The sequence below is a fragment of the Streptomyces coeruleorubidus genome (assembly GCF_008705135.1).
GTDB classification, from domain to species: Bacteria; Actinomycetota; Actinomycetes; order Streptomycetales; family Streptomycetaceae; genus Streptomyces; species Streptomyces coeruleofuscus.
Map to the genome: position 1 here is coordinate 2,119,124 of NZ_CP023694.1, position 24,194 is coordinate 2,143,317.

A 24,194-nucleotide genomic window follows, 5' to 3' on the forward strand; every position below is an offset into this window, starting at 1 on the left:
ATGTCCTCGCTGACGTACGACCTCACTCTGGCCGGTCTGGCGGTCGGCAGCGCGGCGGCGCTGACCGGGATCGGCCTGATCGTGACGTACCGCGCGACCGGCGTGCTGAACTTCGCGCACGGCGCGATCGCGATGGTGTGCGCCTACGCGCTGCGGCAGTGCGTGGCCGAGTGGGGCTGGCCGCTGTGGCTCGGGGCCGCGGTGACACTGCTGGTGCTGGCGCCGGGGCTGGGTGTCGTACTGGAACGGTTCGTCTTCCGGCCGCTGGCGGTTCTCGGCGGTGACCCGGCGCAGACGCTGGTGGCGTCCATCGGGGTGTTCGTGCTGCTGGTGGGCGGGGCGGCGCTGCTGTTGGGGGCAGGGGGCGCGGGAGGACGCGCCGGAGCTGGTGCCGGACGAGCCGTGGGGGCAGCTCGCGGTGGTGCTGGTGCTGGCCGCGGGGGTCGCCACGGTGGTCCGCTGGACGCGGTTCGGGCGGGAGCTGCGGGCCGTGGTCGACGACCGGCGGCTCGCCGTGCTGGGAGGCATCGACGCGGACCGGGTCGCTGCGGCGGGCTGGGCGTTCGGCTCCTTCACGGCGGGGCTGACCGGCGTGCTGCTGGCGCCGTTCGTGCGGCTCGACCCGTACGGGCTGCCGCTGCTCGTGATGGAGGTCGTGGCGGTCGCGGTGGCCGCGCGGATGCGGAGCCTGCCGGTCGCGGTCGTGGTGGCGCTGGGCGTCGGGGTGGCGCAGAGCCAGCTCACGCGGCTGCACCCGTCCGGGTGGGAGGCGCCGCTGCTCCAGGCCACCGGCACGAACCTGTTCGTCGTCGCCCTGCTGGTCGCGGCCCTGGTCCTGCCGGGTGTGGGCACGCGTGACGCGTTGCCGCGCACGGCCACCGCGCGGGTTCCGACACCGCCCGGCGCGTGGATCGTGGCGGCCGTGCTGTTCCTGCTGCCGCTGGGCCTGGCCGGCCGGGACCTGCACACGTCGATCCAGGTGCCGGCACTGGCCGTCGTGCTGCTGTCCCTGGTGGTGGTCACCGGCCGCGGCGGCCAGATCTCGCTGGGGCAGGCGGCGTACGCGGGTCTGGGCGCCCTGTTCACCGCGCTGCTGGCGGCGGGCCGCTTCCCGGGCCTGCCGGCCGTGCCGGAGCTGGCGGCCCTCGCGGTGGCGGTCGTCCTGGTGGCACCGCTCGGCCTGCTCACGGGCTGGCCGGCGATCGGCCGCCGGGGTCTGGCGCTGGCGCTGGCGACGTTCGCCGTCGGCGTGGGCGTGAGCCGCTTCGTCTTCGCCCAGCCGTACGCCACGTCGGGCCTGTCCCTGGGCCGCCCGGCGGGTTTCGAAGGGGACCGCGCGTACTACGTCCTGGAGTTGCTCCTGCTGGTGGTGGCGCTGCTGGCGGCGCACGGGCTGCGCCGGGGGCGGACGGGCCGGGCCCTCGCGGCCATGCGGGACCACGAGGCGGGGGCGCAGGCGGCGGGCGTGCGGGTGCCGTCCCTCAAGCTGCTCGCCTTCGTCGCGGGCGCCGCGCTCGCCGCGCTGGGCGGCGGCATGCTCGGCATGGGTCTGCGCGCCTTCGACCCCGCCGCCTACGACCCGGTGCGTGGTCTGCTGTGGTTCGCCGCGGTCGTGGTGCTGGGCGCCGACAGCACCCTCGGTGCGCTCGCCGCCGCGGCCCTCCTGGTCGGCCTGGACGCGGGCACGCGCGGCGGCGTGGCGGCGGCCGTGATCGGCGTCCTGGCGGTCCTCGTGGGCCGCTTCCCCGGCGGCCCGTACGAGGCCCTGCGGACGACGGTGGAACGCCTGCGCCCGAGCCGCGGATCTGCTCTGACGTCGGCGGGAGCCCGGGCTCGCGAGCTGCTGCGCCCGGCGGAGCCGCGGGCGGGCCGGGCTGCACCGGTGCCCACGGGCGCGACGGCGACCCGCGTCGTGCGGGAGGCCGAGGGCACGGGAGTGGACGGGCGTACCGGCCTTCCGGGAGACGAGAGCGGAACGGCACCCCGCGCCACCACCGCGGACGGACGGCGAGCGACTCCGGGCGCCGGGCCCGCGAGCCGCGAGGCGCCTCAGCCGCCGGTCCACGACCCCTCGGCCCCCGCCGCCCGTCACCCGGGGGCTTCGGCGGACGGGACGCCGGGGCCCGCCCCGGCGGACCGCCATGGCTCGCCCGGCGAGGCGCACCCCGGCACTGCCCGGCCCCCTTCCACTCCAGCGCCCCCGGCAGCGGGCGAGGCGGCCGCCGGGCCCTTCAGGAAACCCCGGCCGCGCGCGGCAGCGCCTCCGCAAGCGGCCCGACCGCCCACCGCCCGGACCACGGCCCCCTCCTCCCCCGTCCTCACCGCCCGCCGTCTCCACGCCCACTACGGCGGCTTCACCGCCCTCGACGGGGTCGGCCTGGACGTGTTCCCCGGGCGGATCACCGCGGTCGTGGGCCCCAACGGGGCCGGAAAGAGCACCCTGTTCCACTGTCTGGCCGGGACGCTGCGGCCCGCGCGCGGGTCGGTGCGCCTCGGCGGGCGGGACATCACCGCACTGCCCGCGCACGCCCGCACCCGGCTCGGTGTCGCGCGGACCTTCCAGCAACTGGCCGTCTTCCCGTCGCTGACGGTGGCCGAGAACGTCCGGGTGGGCGCCGAACAGGGCCGGGTGACCGACCCGGGCGCGGTGGAGCGGACGCTCAGGCTGCTCGGTCTGGACGGGCCGGTACGGGCACAGCCCGCCGCCGGGCTGCCCACGGGGACGCTGCGCCGCGTCGAACTGGCCCGGGCCCTCGCGGGCGCCCCGCGCGTCCTGCTGCTCGACGAGCCCGCCGCCGGCCTCGACACCGCCGAAGTGGCCGCTCTCGCCCGGGTCCTGACGGCCCTGGCCGCCGACGGCACGGCCCTGCTCGTCGTCGAGCACGACCTGGACCTGGTCGCCGGTCTCGCCGACGTCGTGCACGTGATGACGGCGGGCCGGATCGTCGCCTCCGGCCCGCCCGGGCGGGTTCTGGACACCCTGGGATCGGCGGCCGGGCGATGACCACCGTTTCCCTGCGCCACGCGCGCGTGCGCTACGGCCCGCTGGAGGCCCTGCACGGCGTCACCCTCGCCGCCCCCGGCCCGGGCCTGACCGTGCTGCTGGGCCGCAACGGCTCCGGCCGCAGCACGGCCCTGCGCGCCCTGGCCGGAACGGTGCCCCTGTCGGGCGGCGCCGTGGTGTGGGACGGCGCCGACGTGACCCGCGTACCGGCGTACGAGCGGGCCCGGCGCGGGCTGTGCCTGGTGCCGGAACGGCAGGCCGTGTTCGGCTCCCTCACCGTGCGCGAGAACCTCGAACTCGCCGCACCGGACCACGGCCCGGCCCTCGACGCCTACCCGCAGCTGCGGCCCCTGCTGGAGCGGCGGGCCGGCACCCTCTCCGGCGGGGAGCAGCGCATGCTCGCCCTGTCCCGGGCCCTGCTGGCACGCGCGCGCGTGGTGCTCGTCGACGAGCCCGCCCAAGGTATGGCGCCGTCGGTCGCGGCCCGCACCTACGGGCTGCTGAGCGCGCTCGACGCGTGCGTGGTGGTCGCCGAGCAGCGCCTGCCGCCCGCCCTGCGGGGCCGGCCGGTCCTGGTGTACGAACTGCGCCGCGGGGCCGTCGTGTTCGCCGGGGAGGCGAGCGAGCTCGGACCGTGAGCCGCAGACGCGCCGAGGCCCCGTCCGGCCGGCCGGACGGGGCCCGCGTGTCCCGGCGGGCGGGAGCGGCTCAGATGTCGAGGCGCAGGCCGGGCACGATCACGTCGGGATCGCCGCCGATGGCGGCCTTGTTGGCGGCGTAGAGGTGCTGCCAGGTGGTTCCGTGCCGGGCGGCGACGCCGCTCAGCGTGTCGCCCTCGCGGACGGTGTAGTCGCCGCGGGAGGAGCCGCGGTCCGGGTGTGCCGTGGAACGCGCCGGCGTCTTCGAGGGCTTCGCCGGAGCGGCCTCGGTGGAGGTGACCGGGTCGGCCGCGGACGCCGCGGGTGCGCTGCCGCTCGCCCCGGCGCGTGCCGAGCAGGTCGGCCAGGCGCCCCATCCCTGGGCGCGCTGGACCTTGGTGGCGACGGCGATCTGCTGGGACTTGCTCGCCTGGTCGGCGGTGGGCGCGTAGGCCGTGCCGCCGTAGGCACGCCAGGTGGAGGCGGCGAACTGGAGTCCGCCGTAGTAGCCGTTGCCGGTGTTGATGTGCCAGTTGCCGCCGCTCTCGCACTGGGCGATGCGGTCCCACACTCCGCTGTCAGCCGCCGCGGCGTTTCCGGTCGCGGCGAGCAGTCCGAGGGGCGCGAGCAGTGCCGCGCCGGCGAGGACCGCCGTCGTACGAACCTGGTTCTTCCGAGCGTTGTCGCACGTGGTATCGGCACATTCGGACATGTGGTTCCCTCTCGAAACACCCGGGGTCCCCCAAGGCGGAACGCCACTCCCCGCGCCATGGGGCGCGTGGGTCGCGCTCGCCCCGCCCGCCGGTGTGGTGCTGCGCGTGGTTCCGGAGAATCACGCGGCCGGCGGACGTACCCGAGCGGTGCTCGCTGCACACGGCCGAGGAATCTAAAGAGGTTGACGGTCCGTCATCAACAGGTCGCCCGTCTTGCCAGGCCAGTTCCCCGATACCTCGGGTAACGGCCATTTCCGGACACCCACTTCATTCCCGGATTTCCTGATATGTCGACCAACCCGCCTGACGACCTGTGACCCACCTCACCCCTTCAACACCCTTTATCGAGCGGTGACTTGACGGTGAGTACACGATTCCGCGCCGAGCGTGACCCTGTGCGCTGGATGGTTCGATTCCGTTCGCTCTGGGGCGTGACTCCCGCCACAGATCACCCGTTGTCTTCTTCATGAGCCGGGGCCCACCCGGACCACGGGCCGGGAGCCACCCGGCCTTGCCACGCACCGCATCCCCGAGGGAGCCACCCGTGCCGCGCATGCTCGACGTCAGCGACGAGGTACGCGCCGAGATCGGCGACGAAGAAGCCGACCGCCTGCTCGCCGGAGAGACCGCCCCGGGCAGTTACGACTGCACGTCCTGCCGCACTCCGGGCAACTCCGAGCAGGAGCGCACCAGCACCGTCCTGTTCATCGGGGACGAGACCGCCGTCCTCGCCTTCGCCCACGCCGGCTGCCTGCCCTCGCAGGTCGTCCAGGTCACCGAGGAACAGCTCCGGGGCGCCGTGAAGTCCATCGCCGGCGACACCGTCGACCTGGAGCCCGACAAGGTGGTGCCCGAGCAGGCGGTGCTCGGCGTGACCAGCGGGCTCGTGCTGATCGCCGGGGAGCTGCACCCGGCCCTGGTGGTGGAGCCGACCGCGCCCATCGCCCGGCCCGGCACCACCGGCTCCGGCGACGATTTCCTGCCGCTGCTCATCGAGCAGGGCTTCATGCCACTGACCGAGCTGTCCGCCGTACCGCCCGTGCTGCACGGCTGGTCCGTGCTGCTCGCCGTGGGCCGGCTGCACGCGGTGCTCCAGCCGGGGAGCAACGGCGGCCAGCCGGTCGCCTGGTGGCAGGCGCACCAGCCGCTCCAGGTCACCGAGGGCTGGCGCGCGGCCGCCAACAAGCACCAGCAGGTGCTGATGTTCGCCGCGCCGGTCGGCTCGATCGGCCGCCAGCCGCGCGAGGACCTGATGCGGGACGCGCTGGACAAGGCGGCGGCGAACGGAAAGCTGGTCGCCGCGGCGCTGCCGCTGGCCGGCACCTGAGCGGCGCGTCACCCGGGCAGCCCGCACCCCCGCAAAAGCCGCACCCGGGCCGCATCCCTTGACCCGCGGGGTCGTTTGGACATACGTGCACGCATACGACGTTCCCCGCCGCCAGTCCTACTCGTCGATCCCCTCCGCACGCTCGGCTCAGGACTCCCAGGGCGGCCCATCGGCCACGCCGATCTACGACGCGCTCTACGCCGAGTACGTCAAGTCCTTCCGCGCACTTCCCGGCGACCGCAGTGGCGAGGAGAAACTCGGCTTCACCGCCTTCGGGAACATCCCGCACAGTACGGGCTCGTACGGCAGTTCGCACAGCAGCTCGTACAGTGCCTACAGCGCGGGCGCCCAGAGCGCCCGCCATGCCACCGGACAGCAGCCGCAATGGCAGCGCGTCGGGACCATCGGCTCGCACGGCACGGGGATGCACCACGTGCCGGCCGCACTGCCGCCGGGTCGGCGGAGCGGCGTCTGAAGCGAGCACCGCACAGCGGAAGGGCGGCCCCGGCTGGGGCCGCCCTTCCGTTGCTTCGTGCTACTTCCTCTTCGCGCCGCGCTTCTCGCGCACCCGCACCGAGATGTGGATCGGCGTCCCCTCGAAGCTGAACTCCTCGCGCAGGCGACGCTCGATGAAGCGCCGGTAACCCGCCTCGATGAAGCCGGAGGCGAACAGCACGAACCGCGGCGGCTTGGTGCCCGCCTGGGTGCCGAACAGGATGCGCGGCTGCTTGCCGCCCCGCACCGGGTGCGGGTGGGCGGCGACCAGCTCGCCGAGGAACGCGTTCAGCCTGCCGGTCGGGACCCGGGTCTCCCAGCCCGCCAGGGCCGTCTCGATCGCCGGGACCAGCTTCTCCATGTGGCGGCCGGTGCGCGCCGAGACGTTGACGCGCGGGGCCCACGCCACCTGGCCCAGCTCGGTCTCGATCTCCCGCTCCAGGTAGTAGCGGCGCTCCTCGTCGAGGGTGTCCCACTTGTTGAAGGCGAGGACGATCGCACGGCCCGCCTCGACGGCCATGGTGACGATCCGCTGGTCCTGCACCGAGATGGACTCGGAGGCGTCGATGAGGATGACCGCGACCTCCGCCTTCTCGACGGCGGCTGCGGTGCGCAGCGAGGCGTAGTAGTCGGCGCCCTGCTGAAGGTGGACGCGCTTGCGGATGCCCGCCGTGTCGACGAACTTCCAGGTGACGCCGCCGAGTTCGATCAGCTCGTCGACCGGGTCACGGGTGGTGCCCGCCAGCTCGTTGACGACGACGCGCTCCTCGCCCGCCACCTTGTTCAGCAGCGAGGACTTGCCCACGTTCGGGCGGCCGATCAGGGCGATGCGGCGAGGCCCGCCGATGCCGCCCCCGCCGAACGTCTCGCGCGGCGCCTCCGGCAGCACCTCCAGGACCTGGTCGAGCATGTCGCCGGTGCCCCGGCCGTGCAGCGCGGAGACCGGGTACGGCTCCCCCAGGCCCAGCGACCACAGGTAGGCCGCGTCGGCCTCGCCGCTCGGGCCGTCCACCTTGTTGGCGCACAGCACGACCGGCTTGCCGGCCTTGCGCAGGAGCCGGACGACGGCCTCGTCGGTGTCGGTGGCGCCGACCTTGGCGTCGACGACGAAGACCACCGCGTCGGCCGCTTCGATGGCGTACTCGGCCTGGGCGGCCACGGAGGCGTCGATGCCGAGGACGTCCTGCTCCCAGCCGCCGGTGTCGACGACCTTGAAGCGGCGGCCCGCCCACTCCGCCTCGTAGGTCACACGGTCGCGGGTGACACCGGGCTTGTCCTCGACGACGGCCTCGCGGCGGCCGATGATGCGGTTCACCAGGGTCGACTTGCCGACATTGGGACGGCCGACCACGGCGAGGACGGGCAGCGGGCCGTGCCCGGCCTCCTCGATCGCGCCCTCGACGTCCTCGAGGTCGAAGCCCTCCTCCACGGCGAGCTCCATGAACTCCGCGTACTCGGCGTCGCCGAGCGCCCCGTGGTCGTGCTCGGGCGCGCCTTCGTACGCGTCCGAGCCGTCGGGCTGGGTCTGGTCGTTCATGAAGTCCGTACCTCGTCGTTCATCGTGGTGGTCGGTGGAGTACCCGCTGTCTCGCGGGCTGATCCACTACTCAGTGTCGTCTAGCGCCCGGTGAAGCGCCTGGCGTTTTCCAGGTGGGTGGCGAGCTGCTTCTGGATGCGCCCGGTCGCCTCGTCCAGCGCCGTGCGCGTACGGCGCCCGCTGCCGTCGCCCGCCTCGAAGGGCTCCCCGAAGACGACGTCGACGCGGGACCGCAGCGGAGGCAGCTCCTTTATCAACCGTCCCCGCTTGTCGGAACTTCCCAGCACCGCGACCGGCACGATCGGGGCGCCGCTGCGCACCGCGAAGTACGCGAGCCCGGCGCGCAGCGAGGCGAAGTCGCCCTCGCCCCGGGTGCCCTCAGGGAAGATGCCGAGCACGCCGCCGTTCTCCAGCACGCCGAGCGCCCGGGTGATCGCCGTGCGGTCGGTGGTGTCGCGGTCGACCTTCACCTGGCCGATGCCGGTCAGGAAGGGGTCGAGCGGGCCGAGGAACGCCTCCTTCTTGATCAGGAAGTGCGTCGGCCGGGGCGCCACACCCATGACCATCGGGCCGTCGATCATGTGGGAGTGGTTGACGGCGAGGATCACCGGGCCGGTCGTGGGCACCCGCCAGGCGCCGAGCACGCGCGGCTTCCACAGCCCGTACATCAGGCCGACGCCGATGCGCCGCCCGACGTCGGCGCCCCGCGGGGAAGGCAGTCGGTCGGTCACTTCCCGGCCCGCTTCTCCTCGACGAGGGTGACGACGCACTCGATGACCTGGGCCAGCGTGAGCTCGGTGGTGTCCACCTCGACCGCGTCGTCCGCCTTGGCGAGCGGCGAGGTCTTGCGGCTGGAGTCGGCCGCGTCCCGCTTGATCAGGGCCTCGCGGGTGGAGTGCACGTCGACGCCCTTCAGCTCGCCGCTGCGGCGGGCGGCGCGCGCCTCCGGGGACGCGGTGAGGAAGATCTTCAGGTGGGCGTCGGGCAGCACGGTCGTGCCGATGTCGCGGCCCTCGACCACGATGCCGTGCGCCGCGGAGGCCGCGATCGAGCGCTGGAGCTCGGTGATCCGGGCGCGCACCTCGGGTACCGCGCTGACGGCGCTGACCTTGGAGGTGACCTCCTGGGTGCGGATCGGGCCGGCCACGTCGACGCCGTCGACGGTGATGGTGGGCCCCTGCGGGTCGGTGCCGGAGACGATCTCCGGCTTGCCGGCCGCGGCGGCGATCGCGGCGGGGTCGTCGGTGTCGATGCCGTTGTTGACCATCCACCAGGTGATCGCCCGGTACTGGGCGCCGGTGTCCAGGTAGCTCAGTCCGAGCTGTGCCGCCACGGCCTTCGAGGTGCTCGACTTGCCCGTGCCGGACGGGCCGTCGATGGCGACGATCACTGGCGTGGCGCTTTCCACAGTGGGGGACCTTCCTGAACCGGGCTGGCGGGGGTGAGGGCGTGACTGCCCCGCACAAGGTTACTGGGTGCGGGTCACTCGTCCGGCCGCGCGTCGGTCAGCCACCTCCAGCATGCCCTACTGCCGGATCGCCCAGCCACGGTCCCGCAGCGCGGCACTCAGCACGGGTGCCGCCTTCGGCTCCACCATCAGCTGCACCAGACCGGCCTGCTGTCCGGTCGCGTGCTCGATGCGCACGTCCTCGATGTTGACGCCGGCCCTGCCCGCGTCCGCGAAGATCCGGGCGAGCTGTCCCGGCTGGTCGTCGATGAGCACGGCCACGACCTCGTAGGCCCGCGGGGCGGATCCGTGCTTGCCGGGGACGCGGACCTGCCCGGCGTTGCCGCGCCGCAGGACGTCCTCGATGCCGGTGGTGCCGTCACGGCGCTTGTCGTCGTCGGACGACTGGAGGGCGCGCAGGGCCCGCACGGTCTCCTCCAGGTCGGCGGCGACGTCCGTGAGCAGGTCGGCGACCGGCCCGGGGTTCGCGGAGAGGATGTCGATCCACATGCCGGGATCGGAGGCGGCGATCCGGGTCACGTCCCGGATGCCCTGCCCGCACAGCCGTACGGCGGCCTCCTCGGCGTGCTCCAGGCGCGCGGCGACCAGGCTGGAGACCAGGTGGGGCATGTGGGAGACGAGGGCGACGGCACGGTCGTGGGCGTCGGCGTCCATGACGACCGGCACGGCACGGCAGTGCGAGACCAGCTCCAGGGCGAGGTTCAGCACCTCGGTGTCGGTGTCCCGGGTCGGGGTCAGCACCCAGGGGCGGCCCTCGAAGAGGTCGCCGGTGGCGGCGAGCGGGCCGGACTTCTCCCGGCCGGACATGGGGTGCGTGCCGAGGTACGCCGTCAGGTCGAGCCCGCGTGCCTCCAGCTCCCGGCGCGGCCCGCCCTTGACGCTGGCCACGTCGAGGTAGCCGCGCGCCACACCGCGGCGCATGGCGTCGGCGAGTACGTCGGCCACGTGCGCGGGCGGGGCGGCGACGATCGCGAGGTCGACGGGCCCGTCCGGCGCCTCGTCCGTGCCGGCGCCGAGCGCGGCCGCCGTACGGGCCTGCTCCGCGTCGTGGTCGGCGAGGTGCACGGTGACGCCCCGCTGGGACAGGGCCAGGGCGGCGGACGTGCCGATCAGCCCGGTTCCGATGACGAGTGCGGTCCTCACTGGGCGATGTCCTTGCGCAGGGCGCCCGCGGCGCCGAGGTAGACGTGCGCGATGCCGGCACGGGGCTTGTCGGACTCGATGTGGGCCAGGACGCGGACGACGCGCGGCATGGCGCCCTCGACGTCCAGTTCCTGCGCGCAGATCAGCGGGACGTCGACGATGCCGAGCTTGCGGGCGGCGGCCGCCGGGAAGTCGCTGTGCAGGTCGGGCGTGGCCGTGAACCAGATGCTGATCAGGTCCTCGGCGGTGAGGTCGTTGCGCTCCAGGATGGCCGAGAGCAGGGCCCCCACCTGCTCGTCCATGTGCCCGGCCTCGTCCCGTTCGAGTTGGACGGCGCCCCGGACCGCTCGTACCGCCACGGCGATGCTCCTTGCTGACGTGCGTGTGACTGCGTGTCGCTGTGTGTCAAGCCTAGTCAGCCCGCGAGGGCGGGGTGCGCGGCGCCCGCCCGGTGAGACGCCCGGGCTGCTTCTCCTCGGGCACGTCGAGTGCCAGGATGCAACTATTTCCGATTTATCCCTATTCGGGGTCTCGGTATCCACCGCATCCCCTCGCCATCCACGGAGTGACGACATGACCACCAGCACCACACGCCGCACGGTCCTCCTCGCGACGGGCGCGACAGGCGCGGCGGCGCTCGTCGCCGCCTGCGGCGGAGGCGGCGACGACAACGGCTCCGCCCCGACGGCCACCACCGACCAGGGAACGGGGACGAGCGCCCCCGCCGGTCAGGAGCTGGGCTCCACCGACGAGATCCCGGTCGGCGGCGGCAAGATCTTCAAGGACGAGGAGGTCGTGGTCACCCAGCCCGAGCAGGGCCGGTTCAAGGCGTTCTCGGCGATCTGCACGCACCAGCGCTGCACGGTGGCGTCCGTCTCCGACGGCACCATCAACTGCGTCTGCCACGGCAGCAAGTTCCGCATCGCCGACGGCTCGGTGGCCCACGGCCCGGCGACGCGACCGCTGCCGGCCGAGCAGATCACGGTGGAGGGAGACTCGGTCCGGCTGGCGTGAGGGTTCCGGGTACGCCCCACACGGCCACCACGGGCGCCAGGCCCATGTCCGGAACGTCGGTCAGCCGTCACGCGTCCCAGAGCGCGCCGAGGGTCAGCAGGTCGCTCCGGTACTCGACGCGGTCGGCCCACTCGTCCGGCCACGCCTCCGCACCCAGGTACGCGCCGGCGAAGGCGCCGGCCAGGCAGGCGATGGAGTCCGAGTCGCCCGCGGTGCAGGCGGCGCGGCGCAGGGCCGTGAGCGGCTCGTCGGCGAAGAGCAGGAAGCACAGCAGGCCGGTCGCCAGGGCCTCTTCGGCGATCCAGCCCTCGCCGGTGGCCAGGCAGGGGTCGGTCTCCGGCGAGACGGTGCGCACGGCGTGCTCCAGCCGGTCGAGGATCGCCAGGCACTCGTCCCAGCCGCGCGCGATGAACTGCTCGGGGCTCGGGTCCTGGGCCCGGCGCCACAGGTCGCCGAGCCAGCGCTCGTGGTAGTGGCTGCGGTTCTCCAGGGCGTACGAGCGGAGCACGCCGATCAGCCCGGCCGGCTCGGCTCCCTGCGCGAGCAGCCGTACGGCGTGCGCGGTCAGGTCGGAGGCCGCCAGCGCCGTCGGGTGCCCGTGGGTGAGGGCGGACTGCAACTGGGCGGCGCCCGCGCGCTGTTCATCGCTCAAGCCGGGGACCAGCCCCAGGGGCGCGACACGCATGTTGGCGCCACAGCCCTTGGAGTGGATCTGGCTGGCGTCCTGCCAGGGGCGGGATTCGTCCTTCAGCAGCGAGCAGGCCTTCAGGCAGGTGCGCCCCGGAGCCCGGTTGTTCTCCGGAGACTGGTACCAGTCCACGAACTCCTCACGCAGGGGACGGACCAGTCGCAACGGCGTGAGCAGCCCCCGGTCCATCGCCGTGCGCACCGCCCGTCCGAGTGCCAGCGTCATCTGGGTGTCGTCGGAGACATAAGCCTTCTTCGGCAGCGCCAGCTCGCGCCACGGTCCGTGCTTGGCGACGATCGTCGGCACGTCGCTGAACTCGGTCGGATACCCCAGCGCGTCCCCCAGTGCGAGGCCCGTCAGCGCTCCGGTGGCGGCTTGCTTGTAGACGAGCGTGGCCATGTCAGAAGTCCTTCCGTCCCCGCGCCCGGAAGGCACGGGGAGCTCGCGGCACCCGGGCTGTGCGCGTAAGCCTAGAGATCGACTTCCTGCATCAGCATGCCGACCTCCGTGTTGGACAACCGCCGCAGCCAGCCGGACTTCTGGTCGCCGAGGGTGATCGGGCCGAAGGCGGTGCGGACCAGCTTGTCGACCGGGTAACCGGCCTCCGCGAGCATCCGGCGCACGATGTGCTTGCGGCCCTCGTGGAGAGTGACCTCGACGAGGTAGTTCTTGCCGGTCTGCTGGACGACCCGGAAGTGGTCCGCGCGCGCGTAGCCGTCCTCGAGCTGGATGCCGTCCTTGAGCTGCTTGCCCAGGTCGCGCGGGATCGGGCCGACGATGTGCGCGAGGTAGGTCTTCTTCACGCCGTACCTGGGGTGGGTCAGCCGGTGGGCCAGCTCGCCGTGGTTGGTGAGCAGGATGACACCCTCGGTCTCGGTGTCGAGCCGGCCGACGTGGAAGAGCCGGGTCTCGCGGTTGGTGACGTAGTCACCGAGGCACTGCCGCCCCTCCGGGTCCTCCATGGTGGAGACGACCCCGGCGGGCTTGTTCAGCGCGAAGAACTGGTAGCTCTGCGTGGCGACGGTCAGGCCGTCGACCTTGATCTCGTCCTTCTCCGGGTCGACCCGCCGCCCCTGCTCCAGCACGATCTCGCCGTTGACCTCGACGCGGGCCTCGTCGATCAGCTCCTCGCAGGCGCGCCGGGAGCCGAAGCCCGCGCGGGCGAGCACCTTCTGGATGCGCTCGCCCTCCTGCTCGGCGCCCGGGAAGGTCTTCGGGAGCTTGACGTCCTTCTTCTCGGCGTACCGGTCGCGGTTGCGCTCCTCGATCTTCGCCTCGTACTCGCGGGGGCGCGCCGGGGCCGTACGACCGCCCTTCTGGGGCTGCTTGGGCCCGCCCTTGGCTCCGCCGCGCGCGGCGCCGCCACGTCCGGCCTTGGGGCCGTCCTTGGTCGCTCCGGGGCCCACGTCGTAGCGGCGCTCCTCCGGGCGGGGCTTGCGGGGGCGGCCCTGCCCCTGCTTCTGGTCCCTGTCGTTGCCGGCGCCGCGGTGGTTACCGCGCCCGCCGCTCTTGCCGCTGCCGCTGCTTCGCATCAAATGTCCGTCTGGTCGTCTTCGTCGTCGGTACCCGGGGTGACCGGGCGGCCCGGCACGTCGTCATCAGGCGCGTCCGGGTCGAACGACGGTACGCCTTCCTGGGTCTCGGCCTCGATCGCCTCCGCCTCCGGGAGGAAGGGCGCGAGTTCCGGGAGCTCGTCCAGACCGCGCAGGCCCATCCGCTCCAGAAAGTAGTTCGTCGTCGTGTACAGGATCGCACCTGTTTCGGGTTCCGTGCCCGCCTCCTCGATCAGACCGCGCTGGAGGAGGGTGCGCATGACGCCGTCGCAGTTGACTCCGCGTACGGCGGAGACCCGGCTGCGGCTGACCGGCTGCCGGTAGGCGACGACGGCCAGGGTCTCCAGGGCGGCCTGGGTGAGGCGGGCCTGCTGGCCGTCCAGCACGAAACGCTCGACGGCGGGCGCGTACTCGGCGCGGGTGTAGAACCGCCAGCCGTGCGCCACGAACCTCAGCTCGAAGCCGCGTCCCTGGACGGTGTACTCGTCGGCCAGCTCGCGCAGCGCGTCCGCGATCTGGCGCTTCGGCCGCTCCAGTATCTTCGCGAGGTGCTCCTCGGTCGCGGGCTCGTCCACGACCATGAGGACGGCCTCCAGAGCGGGCTTGAGATCGAGGCCGGCGACGGCACCCAGCCCGGCCGGGACCTCGGTGGTTTCCTGGCTCATGCCTTCTTCTCCTCCTTCGGCGGCTCGGGCGGCCGGTCGAACTCGTCGGTGACAGCCGGTGTCTCGTCCCCGTCCCCGCCGGTCCACCGCACGAGCAACTCGCCGAGCGCGGTCTCCTGCTCCAGCTCGACGGCCTTCTCGCGGTACAGCTCCAGCAGCGCCAGGAACCGGGCCACGACGGTCAAGGTGTCGTCGGTGTCCGCCACGAGCTCCCGGAAACCGGCCTCGCCGAGCTCCCGGAGCCGCGCGACGACGATCGCGGCCTGCTCCTGCACGCTGACCAGCGGGGCGTGGATGTGGTCGACGTACACCTGCGGCTTGGGCTTGGGCTGCATCGCCTTCACGGCGAGCCTGGCGAACCCTTCCGCGCCGATGCTGATGACCACTTCGGGCAGCAGCTCGGCATGGTGGGGCTCCAGCCCGACGGTACGCGGATAGCGCCGGGCCTCGTCGTCGAGCCGCCCGCTGAAGATGTCGGCGATCTGCTTGTACGCGCGGTACTGGAGCAGCCGGGCGAACAGCAGGTCCCGGGCTTCGAGCAGCGCGAGGTCGGCCTCGTCCTCCACCTCGGCGGCGGGCAGCAGCCGTGCCGCCTTCAGATCGAGCAGCGTGGCCGCGACGACGAGGAACTCGGTCGTCTCGTCCAGGTCCCAGTCCGGCCCCATCGCCCGGATGTACGCCATGAACTCGTCGGTCACCTTCGACAGCGCGACCTCCGTGACGTCCAGCTTGTGCCGGGAGATCAGCTGAAGCAGCAGGTCGAAGGGCCCCTCGAAGTTGGCGAGCCGGACCTTGAAGACCCCGTCGTCGCCACCGGCACCTCCGGCCGAGGGCTGGGCGGTCTCCCCCGACTCGCCGCGGTCCTGCGGTGCCTGCGCTCCGGGGGCCGCCCCGGCTTCGACCAGGGCCTGCGCAGGAACAGCCCCGGCTCCCGACTCCGCAACGGCGACCTCGGCGTCGGTATCGGCCCCGGGGGCGGAAGCGAACCCCTCGCGCCGGGACCCGGTCGCGACGGACTCGGCGGCCGGCGCGGCGGTCTCGGCCGCAGCCACCGGCCCGAGGGCGGGACGCTGACGCCCCGCCGCCGGGCGACCTGCCTCGGGCCCGGGCCCGGACGCCTCGTCTCCCTCCGGGGAAACGCCCTCACGGCCCACCACGGAAGCAGCGACAGCCTCGGACTCCGCCCGGGCAGGCCCGGTCGCACGCTCCGGACGGGGCCTGCCGGCCTCCGCATCGACAGGGACCTGCCGCTCCACACCGCCGGGCGGCTCCTCGGCAACCAACGCCAGCGCGCCGGCCGCTTCCTCCTCGAACCGGACGCCCGACGCGGCAGCCTCGGTCACCTCGGGGGTCGCGCCAGACTCGGTAGCCTCCGTCTCCTCGGGCGTCAGGCCCGACTCGGCGGTGTCCTCGGGCGGCTCACCGGGCTCGGCCACATCCGTCGGCTCAACCGGCGGAGCCCCTGGCCCACGCCCCAACGCGCGCCGGCGGCCGGACGGGCCGCCGACGGGCGGTGGGGAAGCGTTCGAGGTCATGGCCCCCGCAGGCTACCGCTACCGCCCGCGCAGCCGTCGTACGAGGATGCTGGCGTCCCCGCGGGTCTCCAGGTCGGCGAGGACCACGGCGACCGCCTCACGGACGATACGGCCGCGGTCGACGGCCAGGCCGTGCTCGCCGCGGAGCACGAGGCGGGCGTGCTCCAGGTCCATGAGCTCCTCGGCCGACACGTACACCGTGATCTTCTCGTCGTGCCGCTCACGGCCGCTGGGACGGCGCGCGGCGGCCCGCCCGCGCTTGCGGGGTGCCGCCGCGGCGGCACCGGCCGCACCCGCGGCAGAACCTTCCTGCGCCGCCTGCCGCCGGGCGGAGCCGGAGCGGCTGCGGGACTCCCCGGCCTCGGCCGACTCCGAGTCCGCCGCGACATGCTCCGCGCCCTCGCCGTCACCGCCCTGCGCGGGCACCGACTGCGGCACGTCCTCCGCGCCGGCCGCCGCCGCGTCGCCCTCCCCCGCCGGAGCGGGCACCCGGGCGTCGCCGTTGGCCTGACGCCTGGGCGTGGACGACTGAAGCCCCATCCCCCCTGTCGTACGGAAGAGTTCGTCGGCCCCCGGCAGACTCACTCGGCGTGACACCGGGCGAGCACCTCCCTGGCGAGCTGGCGGTAGGCGGCGGCGCCGACGGAGTTGGAGGCGTACGTGGTGATCGGCTCACCGGCGACCGTGGTCTCCGGGAACCGGACCGTGCGCCCGATGACCGTGTGGTAGACGTGGTCGTCGAACGCCTCGACGACACGCGCGAGCACCTCACGGCTGTGCACCGTGCGCGAGTCGTACATCGTGGCGAGGATCCCGTCGAGCTCCAGGTCGGGGTTGAGCCGCTCCTGGACCTTCTCGATGGTCTCGGTCAGCAGGGCCACACCGCGCAGTGCGAAGAACTCGCACTCCAGCGGCACGATCACCTTGTGCGCGGCCGTCAGGGCGTTCACCGTGAGCAGGCCGAGCGAGGGCTGGCAGTCGATGACGATGAAGTCGTAGTCGTCCAGCAGCGGCTTCAGGGCGCGTTGCAGGGTCGACTCGCGGGCGACCTCGGAGACGAGCTGGACCTCGGCCGCCGACAGGTCGATGTTGCTGGGCAGCAGGTCCATGTTGGGGACCGCCGTCTTCAGCAGCACCTCGTCGGCCGCCATCCCCCGCTCCATGAGCAGGTTGTAGACGGTGAGGTCGAGTTCCATGGGGTTGACGCCGAGTCCGACCGACAGCGCGCCCTGCGGGTCGAAGTCCACGAGCAGGACACGGCGTCCGTACTCCGCGAGCGCGGCACCCAGGTTGATGGTCGACGTGGTCTTGCCGACGCCGCCCTTCTGGTTGCACATCGCGATGATCTTCGCGGGTCCGTGGTCGGTCAGCGGGCCCGGGATCGGGAAGTACGGCAGCGGGCGTCCGGTCGGGCCGATGCGCTCCCGGCGCTGTCTGGCCGCGTCGGGCGCGAGAGTGGCCGCGTACTCGGGATCGGGCTCGTACTCCGCGTCGGGGTCGTAGAAGTGCCCCTCGGGCAGTTCGTCGTAGTCGGCGAAGTGGTTGTGGGGCGCGCCACTTCCGTCGCCGGCCATGGCGTTCACGTGATGGCCATCCATCTTCTGGTGTGCTGTGTGAGTCGCCTGCTGACTCTGGTGGGCTGCGAAGGTGCGCACAGCGACGGAGCCGACAGCAGCGAACCCCGCGGGACCCTGGTCCCGTGCAGGCATTCCTGGTTGACCACCCCCGGGAGTAAATGTCGACTCATTCACAAGTCGTCTTACCTCCTTGGTGACCAGGAAACTTCTAGACAGGTCAGCGTGGCACCATGCCGACGGTTGGCGACTCTATGGCGTGTCGGGCGTCCGCAGCAACACAATCCGCCGGACCCGGCCCGATGTGTCGGCAATGAAACATCCCGCTGTCAAGGGCGTACGGCCGTCGCACGGCAGGTTTCACCGGTGTGCGAATCGGTTGAAGGGTTACGTTCGAGGCGAGTTACCCGAGAATCGCGAAGTGACCATACACACATCCGGCCGGACCTTGTCGGGCAAGGTCCGGCCGGGTGCGCGGCGTTGACGATCTGTGTTGACGTATCGCCTTTGCTTGTTGGTGACTTAGCCGACTTACCGGCCGGCGGGCTCAGCCGAGCAGCGAGGACAGCTCGACGTGCTCCACGTCGTGCGCCTCGGCGACCTCCTTGTAAACGACCTTGCCGTCATGGGTGTTGAGACCCTTCGCCAGTGCCGGGTCGCGGCGCAGCGCGTCCGCCCAGCCGTGGTCGGCGAGCTCCACGATGTAGGGCAGCGTGGCGTTGGTCAGCGCGTAGGTGGAGGTGTTCGGCACCGCGCCGGGCATGTTGGCGACGCAGTAGAAGACCGAGTTGTGGACCTGGAAGGTCGGCTCGGCGTGGGTGGTCGGACGGGAGTCCTCGAAGCAGCCGCCCTGGTCGATCGCGATGTCGACAAGGACACTTCCGGGCTTCATCCGCGAGACGAGCTCGTTGGTGACCAGCTTGGGGGCCTTGGCGCCGGGGACCAGGACGGCACCGATGACGAGGTCGGCCTCCAGGCAGGCCTTCTCCAGCTCCAGGGCGTTGGAGACGACGGTCTGGATCTTCGTGCCGAAGATCTTGTCCGCTTCGCGGAGCTTGTTGACGTCCTTGTCGAGCAGGGTCACGTGGAAGCCCAGGCCGATGGCGATCTGCGCCGCCTGCCAGCCGGAGACACCGCCGCCGATGACGACGGCCCGGCCGGCCAGGACGCCGGGGACGCCGCCGGGCAGCACGCCGCGGCCGCCGTTGGCGCGCATCAGGTGGTAGGCGCCGACCTGCGGGGCCAGCCGGCCCGCGACCTCGGACATCGGGGCGAGCAGCGGGAGCGCGCGGCTGGGCAGCTCGACCGTCTCGTAGGCGATCGCCGTGGTGCCGGACTCCAGCAGGGCGTCCGTGCACTCCTTGGAGGCGGCCAGGTGCAGGTAGGTGAAGAGCGTCTGGTCCTTGCGGAGGCGGTGGTACTCCTCGGCGATGGGCTCCTTGACCTTCAGCAGCAGGTCGGCGGCGGCCCAGACCTCGTCGGCGGTGTCCAGGATCCGCGCACCGGCGGCCACGTACTCCTCGTCCAGGATCGAGGAGCCGACGCCGGCGCCGCGCTCGATGACGACCTGGTGGCCATGACGCACCAGCTCGTGCACGCCGGCGGGGGTGATGGCCACCCGGAACTCGTTGTTCTTGACCTCGCGGGGGATGCCGACCTTCACGTCGATCACGGTCCTTGGCTCATAGGGTATGGGTGCATTACTAGACATACCCGGGCGCGCACGGGCACACCGGGAGAGACCGCAGGAGAACGTGCGGCAGAGCCAGTCTAATGAAGGTGTTCCCGGTGTCTAGCCTTTCATTGCATCAATCTTCAGCGGATGCGCTACGGATTTCGCAGGCGTCAGGTTCCGGTTTCCGGTGTGAGTCGCCGTTCGAGGCCGCTACGGGCTCTTCCTCGTCCTCCTGGTGCTCGCCGAGAATCCGCTCTGCGGCGCCCCGGTGCAGCCGGGCCGACGCGGGGTCGCCGAGGTGCTCGAGGGTGTCGGCGACCCGCAGGTGCAGCGCGGCCTGCAAACGCGTGTCCTCGGCCCGCCGTGCCCACTCCACGGCCTCCCGGCAGGTGCGCAGCGACTCCTCGGGCCGGCCCGCGTACTCCTGGACCCGCGCCAGCTCGCTCAGCGCCCGCGCCTGGGCGGCCACGTCGCCGCTCTTGCGGTGCCCGGCGATCGCCGCGCGCCAGTTCCGCACGGCCTCGCCGTAGCGGCCCGCGTAGGTGTGGGCGGCGGCGATCCGCCCGTACAGCCGGGCGGCGTCGGCGCGCTCGTCCCGGGCGAGCCGCTCGACCAGGGCCCGGCCGAACCAGTCGGCGGCCCGGTCGAAGTCGCCGAGCTCCAGATGCGCACCGCCTACGGATTCCATCGCGCGGCCGGTCGCGTATGGATCGTTCACCTCGCGTCCGGCGTCCAGCGCGGCCCGGTAGCGGGCCAGCGCGTCGGCCGTGCGGCCGGTCCGGGCGTCGAGGTCGCCGAGGTTGAGCAGGGCGGCGGCCCGCTCACGGTGGAGGTTCCGGCGCTCGGCCACGTCGAGGACCAGGCTGTGGATGTCGTAGAGGTCGGGCGCCGCCGCCTGGGTGCCGACATGCGCCACCATGGCCCGCACCAGCTGGGACATCAGCCGCCGGGCCAGGGTGTCCAGCTGCCCGTCGGCGACCGCGAGCCGGGCCGAGGCCAGCAGGGCGGGCCGGGTCACGCGCAGCCACTCGGCGGCCGCCCGGGGCGTGGAGAAGCGCAGGGCTCGCGGCAGGTCGAGGAGCTTCTGGCGTGCCTGGGGGCTGTCGGTCTCGGTGATCGCCCGGCAGGCCTGGAGCAGTCGTACGGTCCGCTCCAGCATGCGGGCGCGGGCCAGCTGGAGCTCGGCCGGGCGCTCGTGGCGCTCGGCGAGGACGCGGAGCTCCGCGTGCAGACAGCCCGGCACCTCGTACTGCGGAAGCGGCGAGTCCACCGCGTGCAGGAAGCCCAGGGCGACGAAGTCGTCCAGGGTGGTGCGGGCGCCGGCGACCGAGCAGCCGGCGAGGGCGGAGGCGGTCTGCGGATCGACGAGTCCGGACGGGGCGAGGGCGAGCAGGCGCAGCACCCGGGCGGCGGTGGCGGGCAGGGCGGCGTAGGCGAGCCGGAAGACCCGGTTCAGCGCGTTCCCCTCGGCGTCTTCGGCGCGCAGTTGCTTGGCGAGGTCGGAGACGGCCGCCTGGGGGCGGGCGGCGAGCCAGCCACCCGCCAGCATCAGCGCGGCCGGCTGCCCCTGGCACTCCTCGGCGAGGCCTTCCGCGGCCCGGGGGTCGACGGTGATGCGGACCGAGCCGGTGTGCCGGGACAGCAGGTCCACCCCGGACTTGGCGTCCAGGCCGCCCAGGGTGCACGGGCGGACGTCCGAGATGCCGGTCAGCGGCCCCCCGGAGACCGCGACGACCAGGCAGTCCGGGGTGCCGGGCAGCAGGGCGTCGACCTGCTCGGCATCGGCCGCGTCGTCCAGCAGGAGCAGCGCCCTGCGGTCGGCCAGGGCGGTGCGCAGGGCGTCGGTGAGGTCGTCTTCACAGGCGCCGGCCGGGGCCTCCTGGCCCAGGGCGGCGAGCAGGTCCCGGGCGGTGCGCTCGACCGGTACGGGAGTGCCGTCGGGGTCGCTCAGGCGGGCGCGCAGCACCCCGTCCGGGTAACGGTCCGCGACCTGCCGTGCAAGTTCCTCGGCGAGTGCGGTGCGCCCCGAGCCGGGCCGGCCGGCGATGAGCAGCACGCGCGCGTGGGGCGGCTTGCGGCCGGCGAGGGTGTCGAGCCCGGCGCGCTCGATGTCGGCGCGCAGTTCCTTCAACTCGCGTGTGCGGCCCAGGAATCGGCTCTCCCCGGAAGCGTGTCCGGTCAGCCGCACGTCGCCTGTCTCCACGACCTGATCCGTCACGGGCCACACTCCCGTCCCACCACACGCACAAGCCCGCCGGGACTCCGGTCCGGGCGTGAACAGAGCCTAGTTCACGCTCTGCAACGCCCCGGCCGAAGCACGACGGGCACGGCGGGCAGGTCCCCCGATCGGATCAGCCGATCTTCACACCACTGCCGGAGCTGCTCACAGGCAACCACCAGCGGGCCTTCTTGCCGCTGGGAAGACCGCCCCCTGCGACGGGAGGGCGGAGGTGTCGCGTCGCCCGGTGCGACGGGACGCCGCAACCACTACCCTGATCCGGCTCCGCCCCCGGAGGGTTCACGCCTCGAACGGACGCGCCGGCCACGGCGCCTGGGCCGGGCGCAGTGTGTCCAGGCCGTCGCCGGCGCGCGCGGCGACCAGGGAGAGGACGCCCACGACGAGGCAGTTGTTGTGCAGTTCCCCGGCCAGCACGCCCCGGACGAGGTGCTCGACCGGCACCCGGTCGAGCTCCATGTCGGCCTCTTCCTCCTCGACGGCGAAACGCTCGCCCTCGGCCTCGGACAGACCGCGGGCGAGGAAGATCCGGACGGCCTCGTCGCAGCCGCCGGGGGTCGTGTAGACGTCGGTCAGCACCCGCCAGTCCTCGGCCTTGACGTGCGCCTCCTCGTACAGCTCGCGCTGCGCGGCGTGCAGCGGGTTCTCGCCGGGGACGTCGAGCAGACCGGCCGGGATCTCCCACAGCTTGTGGCGCACGGGGTGGCGGTACTGGCGCAGGACCAGCACGCGGTCGGCCTCGTCGAGGGCGAGGACGGCCACGGAACCGGGGTGGACCTGGTAGTCGCGGCCGACCACGGTGCCGTCGGGCATGACCACGTCGTCGGTGCGGACGGAGGTCTTGTTCCCCACGAAGGGGGTGTCCGTCGCCCGGATCTCCCATTCCTCCGGGGTGTCCTTGATCGTCATGCCTGTCCTCCCACGTGCCCGGCGCGACTCCGCGTGCCGGGCCCGACGTGCCGAAAAGAAACCGGGGTGCACACCCTTTGAAGGGATGCACCCCGGCCACCGTACAACTGGTGTGTTACTTCGAAGTCTTCCGCTCGACCGCGGCCTTGACGAGCCCGGCGAACAGCGGATGCGGGCGCGTCGGGCGCGAGCGCAGCTCCGGGTGTGCCTGGGTGGCGACCAGGTACGGGTGGACCTCGCGCGGGTACTCGACGTACTCGACGAGCTTGCCGTCCGGCGACGTGCCGGAGAACAGGATGCCCGCCCGCTTCTCCAGCTCGGCGCGGTAGGCGTTGTTCACCTCGTAGCGGTGCCGGTGGCGCTCCTCGACGTACTCCTTGCCGTCGTACACCTCGCGCACGATCGAGCCCTCGGCCAGCTTCGCCGGGTACATGCCGAGCCGCATGGTGCCGCCCATGTCACCCTCACCTGCGACGATGTCGAGCTGCTCGGCCATCGTGGAGATGACCGGGTGGGCGGTGGCCGGGTCGAACTCGGTGGAGTTGGCGTCGCCGATGTCGGCCAGGCTCCGCGCGGCCTCGATCACGATGCACTGCAGGCCGAGGCAGAGGCCGAGCAGCGGGATCTTGTTCTCGCGGGCGTACTTGATCGCGCCGACCTTGCCGAGCACACCGCGGTCGCCGAAGCCACCGGGGATGCAGATGCCGTCGACGTCGCCGAGCTGCGCCGCGGCGCCCGCCGGGGTCTTGCAGTCGTCGGAGGTGACCCACTTGATCTTGACGCGGGCGCGGTTGGCGAAGCCGCCGGCGCGCAGCGCCTCGGTGACCGACAGGTAGGCGTCGGGCAGGTCGATGTACTTGCCGACCAGGGCGAGGGTGATCTCGTGGTCGGGGTTGTGGACGCGGTCGAGCAGGTCGTCCCAGGTCGTCCAGTCGACGTCGCGGAACGGCAGGTCGAGCTTGCGGACGACGTAGGCGTCCAGGCCCTCGCCGTGCACGGTCTTCGGGATGTCGTAGATCGAGCGGGCGTCGGGACAGGCGACGACGGCGGCCTCGTCGACGTCGCACATCAGCGAGATCTTCCGCTTGATCGCGGTCGGGACCTCGCGGTCGCAGCGCAGCACGATCGCGTCCGGCTGGATACCGATGTTGCGCAGAGCCGCAACCGAGTGCTGGGTGGGCTTCGTCTTCAGCTCACCCGAGGGGCCGATGTACGGCAGGAGCGAGATATGGACGACGAAGACGTTGTCACGGCCGACCTCGTGACGGACCTGGCGGACGGTCTCCAGGAACGGCAGCGACTCGATGTCGCCGACCGTGCCGCCGACCTCCGTGATCACGACGTCGACCTCGTCCGTCGCCATGCGGCGGATGCGGTGCTTGATCTCGTTCGTGATGTGCGGGATGACCTGCACGGTGTCACCCAGGTACTCGCCGCGCCGCTCCTTGGCGATCACGGTGGAGTACACCTGGCCGGTGGTGACGTTCGCCGAACCGTCCAGGTCGCGGTCGAGGAAGCGCTCGTAGTGGCCGATGTCCAGGTCGGTCTCGGCGCCGTCGTTGGTGACGAACACCTCACCGTGCTGGAAGGGGTTCATCGTGCCGGGGTCGACGTTCAGGTACGGGTCGAGCTTCTGCATCACGACGCGCAGGCCCCGGGCCTTGAGCAGCATGCCGAGGCTGGAGGCCGTCAGGCCCTTGCCGAGCGAGGAGGCGACACCCCCGGTGACGAAGATGTGCTTGGTCGTCGAATTACGAAAAGCGGAGGGCGGCATGGCCAAGACGGGGCTCCCGTGGTCGCGGTCTGGGGGTGCGGTACGGCTGCCTGCCGGAGGTTTCCGGGGGGTCGCCGTCGCTGCGGTTCGGGGGTTTGCTGCCCACCGGTCCACGGGCTACCAGCGTATCAGCGCCGCGGGGCGATGGCTTCCGGCCACGCTCCGCGCACGCGCCGACACGGAAATGGTCGCCCTCACCGGTCTCTCACCCGTTGCTCACTCCTTCGGCGTACTCGCCTTGCCAGG

20 protein-coding genes and 1 pseudogene are annotated in these 24,194 nt (G+C 72.7%); 5 read left to right on the forward strand and 16 right to left on the reverse strand.

The window, feature by feature from the left end:
- A pseudogene (locus tag CP976_RS09925) lies at positions 1-3,004 on the forward strand (ABC transporter permease subunit).
- Positions 3,001-3,642 carry an ABC transporter ATP-binding protein gene (locus CP976_RS09930; protein ID WP_150480009.1) on the forward strand — a complete coding sequence of 214 codons (642 nt, stop codon included), beginning with the start codon at positions 3,001-3,003 and terminating at the stop codon, positions 3,640-3,642. The pseudogene CP976_RS09925 and the gene CP976_RS09930 overlap by 4 nt, the downstream one beginning before the upstream one ends.
- Positions 3,643-3,712: 70 nt before the next feature.
- On the opposite strand, the gene CP976_RS09935 is transcribed toward CP976_RS09930, so the two are convergent.
- On the reverse strand, positions 3,713-4,354 hold the full coding sequence (locus CP976_RS09935) for a LysM peptidoglycan-binding domain-containing protein (protein ID WP_150480010.1): 642 nt from the start codon (positions 4,352-4,354) through the stop codon (positions 3,713-3,715).
- A gap of 545 nt (positions 4,355-4,899) precedes the next feature.
- On the opposite strand from CP976_RS09935, the gene CP976_RS09940 reads away from it, so the two are divergent.
- Positions 4,900-5,682, forward strand: coding sequence for a hypothetical protein (locus CP976_RS09940; protein WP_086855056.1), 783 nt, complete (start codon positions 4,900-4,902; stop codon positions 5,680-5,682).
- A gap of 85 nt (positions 5,683-5,767) precedes the next feature.
- Complete coding sequence (locus CP976_RS09945; RefSeq protein ID WP_150480011.1) at positions 5,768-6,157, forward strand: hypothetical protein; 390 nt, start codon at positions 5,768-5,770, stop codon at positions 6,155-6,157.
- Between the two features lie 60 nt (positions 6,158-6,217).
- Here CP976_RS09945 and der read toward each other — a convergent pair whose 3' ends face one another.
- From der to aroH, 5 genes are all read right to left on the reverse strand, one after another.
- Entirely contained in the window at positions 6,218-7,714 is a 1,497-nt protein-coding gene (der, locus tag CP976_RS09950) for a ribosome biogenesis GTPase Der (protein ID WP_150480012.1), read from the reverse strand.
- An 80-nt stretch (positions 7,715-7,794) separates the two neighbouring features.
- Complete coding sequence (locus CP976_RS09955) at positions 7,795-8,445, reverse strand: lysophospholipid acyltransferase family protein (RefSeq protein ID WP_150480013.1); 651 nt, start codon at positions 8,443-8,445, stop codon at positions 7,795-7,797.
- Positions 8,442-9,122, reverse strand: coding sequence for a (d)CMP kinase (gene cmk / locus CP976_RS09960; RefSeq protein ID WP_150480014.1), 681 nt, complete (start codon positions 9,120-9,122; stop codon positions 8,442-8,444). Before cmk ends, CP976_RS09955 begins: the two co-directional genes overlap by 4 nt.
- Positions 9,123-9,239: 117 nt before the next feature.
- On the reverse strand, positions 9,240-10,325 hold the full coding sequence (locus CP976_RS09965) for a prephenate dehydrogenase (RefSeq protein WP_150480015.1): 1,086 nt from the start codon (positions 10,323-10,325) through the stop codon (positions 9,240-9,242).
- Positions 10,322-10,684 (reverse strand): chorismate mutase, encoded by a 363-nt coding sequence (aroH, locus tag CP976_RS09970; RefSeq protein ID WP_150480016.1) that lies wholly within the window; start codon positions 10,682-10,684, stop codon positions 10,322-10,324. The genes CP976_RS09965 and aroH overlap by 4 nt, the downstream gene beginning before the upstream one ends.
- Before the next feature lie 214 nt (positions 10,685-10,898).
- Here aroH and CP976_RS09975 point away from each other — a divergent pair, with 214 nt between their 5' ends.
- Positions 10,899-11,339, forward strand: coding sequence for a Rieske (2Fe-2S) protein (locus CP976_RS09975; protein WP_150480017.1), 441 nt, complete (start codon positions 10,899-10,901; stop codon positions 11,337-11,339).
- Positions 11,340-11,406: 67 nt separating this feature from the next.
- Here the strand turns inward: CP976_RS09975 and CP976_RS09980 are convergent, their stop codons facing one another.
- The 10 genes from CP976_RS09980 to CP976_RS10025 all read right to left on the reverse strand — a co-directional run bounded on the left by CP976_RS09980 (position 11,407) and on the right by CP976_RS10025 (position 23,948).
- A complete protein-coding gene (locus CP976_RS09980; protein WP_150480018.1) occupies positions 11,407-12,426 on the reverse strand; it encodes an ADP-ribosylglycohydrolase family protein in 1,020 nt (339 codons plus the stop codon).
- 71 nt (positions 12,427-12,497) lie between these two features.
- Positions 12,498-13,559 (reverse strand): pseudouridine synthase, encoded by a 1,062-nt coding sequence (locus CP976_RS09985; RefSeq protein ID WP_150480019.1) that lies wholly within the window; start codon positions 13,557-13,559, stop codon positions 12,498-12,500.
- Entirely contained in the window at positions 13,559-14,245 is a 687-nt protein-coding gene (gene scpB / locus CP976_RS09990; protein WP_150480020.1) for an SMC-Scp complex subunit ScpB, read from the reverse strand. Before scpB ends, CP976_RS09985 begins: the two co-directional genes overlap by 1 nt.
- Complete coding sequence (locus tag CP976_RS43625; protein WP_373304903.1) at positions 14,242-15,297, reverse strand: segregation and condensation protein A; 1,056 nt, start codon at positions 15,295-15,297, stop codon at positions 14,242-14,244. The genes scpB and CP976_RS43625 overlap by 4 nt, the downstream gene beginning before the upstream one ends.
- A gap of 501 nt (positions 15,298-15,798) precedes the next feature.
- On the reverse strand, positions 15,799-16,377 hold the full coding sequence (locus CP976_RS10000) for a hypothetical protein (RefSeq protein ID WP_150480022.1): 579 nt from the start codon (positions 16,375-16,377) through the stop codon (positions 15,799-15,801).
- Positions 16,362-17,489 (reverse strand): ParA family protein, encoded by a 1,128-nt coding sequence (locus CP976_RS10005; protein WP_086559363.1) that lies wholly within the window; start codon positions 17,487-17,489, stop codon positions 16,362-16,364. Before CP976_RS10005 ends, CP976_RS10000 begins: the two co-directional genes overlap by 16 nt.
- A gap of 412 nt (positions 17,490-17,901) precedes the next feature.
- Positions 17,902-19,026, reverse strand: coding sequence for an alanine dehydrogenase (gene ald / locus CP976_RS10010; protein ID WP_150480023.1), 1,125 nt, complete (start codon positions 19,024-19,026; stop codon positions 17,902-17,904).
- 136 nt (positions 19,027-19,162) lie between these two features.
- Entirely contained in the window at positions 19,163-21,247 is a 2,085-nt protein-coding gene (locus CP976_RS10015; protein ID WP_150480024.1) for a tetratricopeptide repeat protein, read from the reverse strand.
- A gap of 300 nt (positions 21,248-21,547) precedes the next feature.
- Entirely contained in the window at positions 21,548-22,174 is a 627-nt protein-coding gene (locus CP976_RS10020) for an NUDIX domain-containing protein (RefSeq protein ID WP_150480025.1), read from the reverse strand.
- Positions 22,175-22,289: 115 nt separating this feature from the next.
- Positions 22,290-23,948: a CTP synthase gene (locus CP976_RS10025; RefSeq protein ID WP_150480026.1), complete on the reverse strand. Its 1,659-nt coding sequence runs from the start codon at positions 23,946-23,948 to the stop codon at positions 22,290-22,292.
- Between the last annotated feature and the right edge of the window lie 246 nt (positions 23,949-24,194).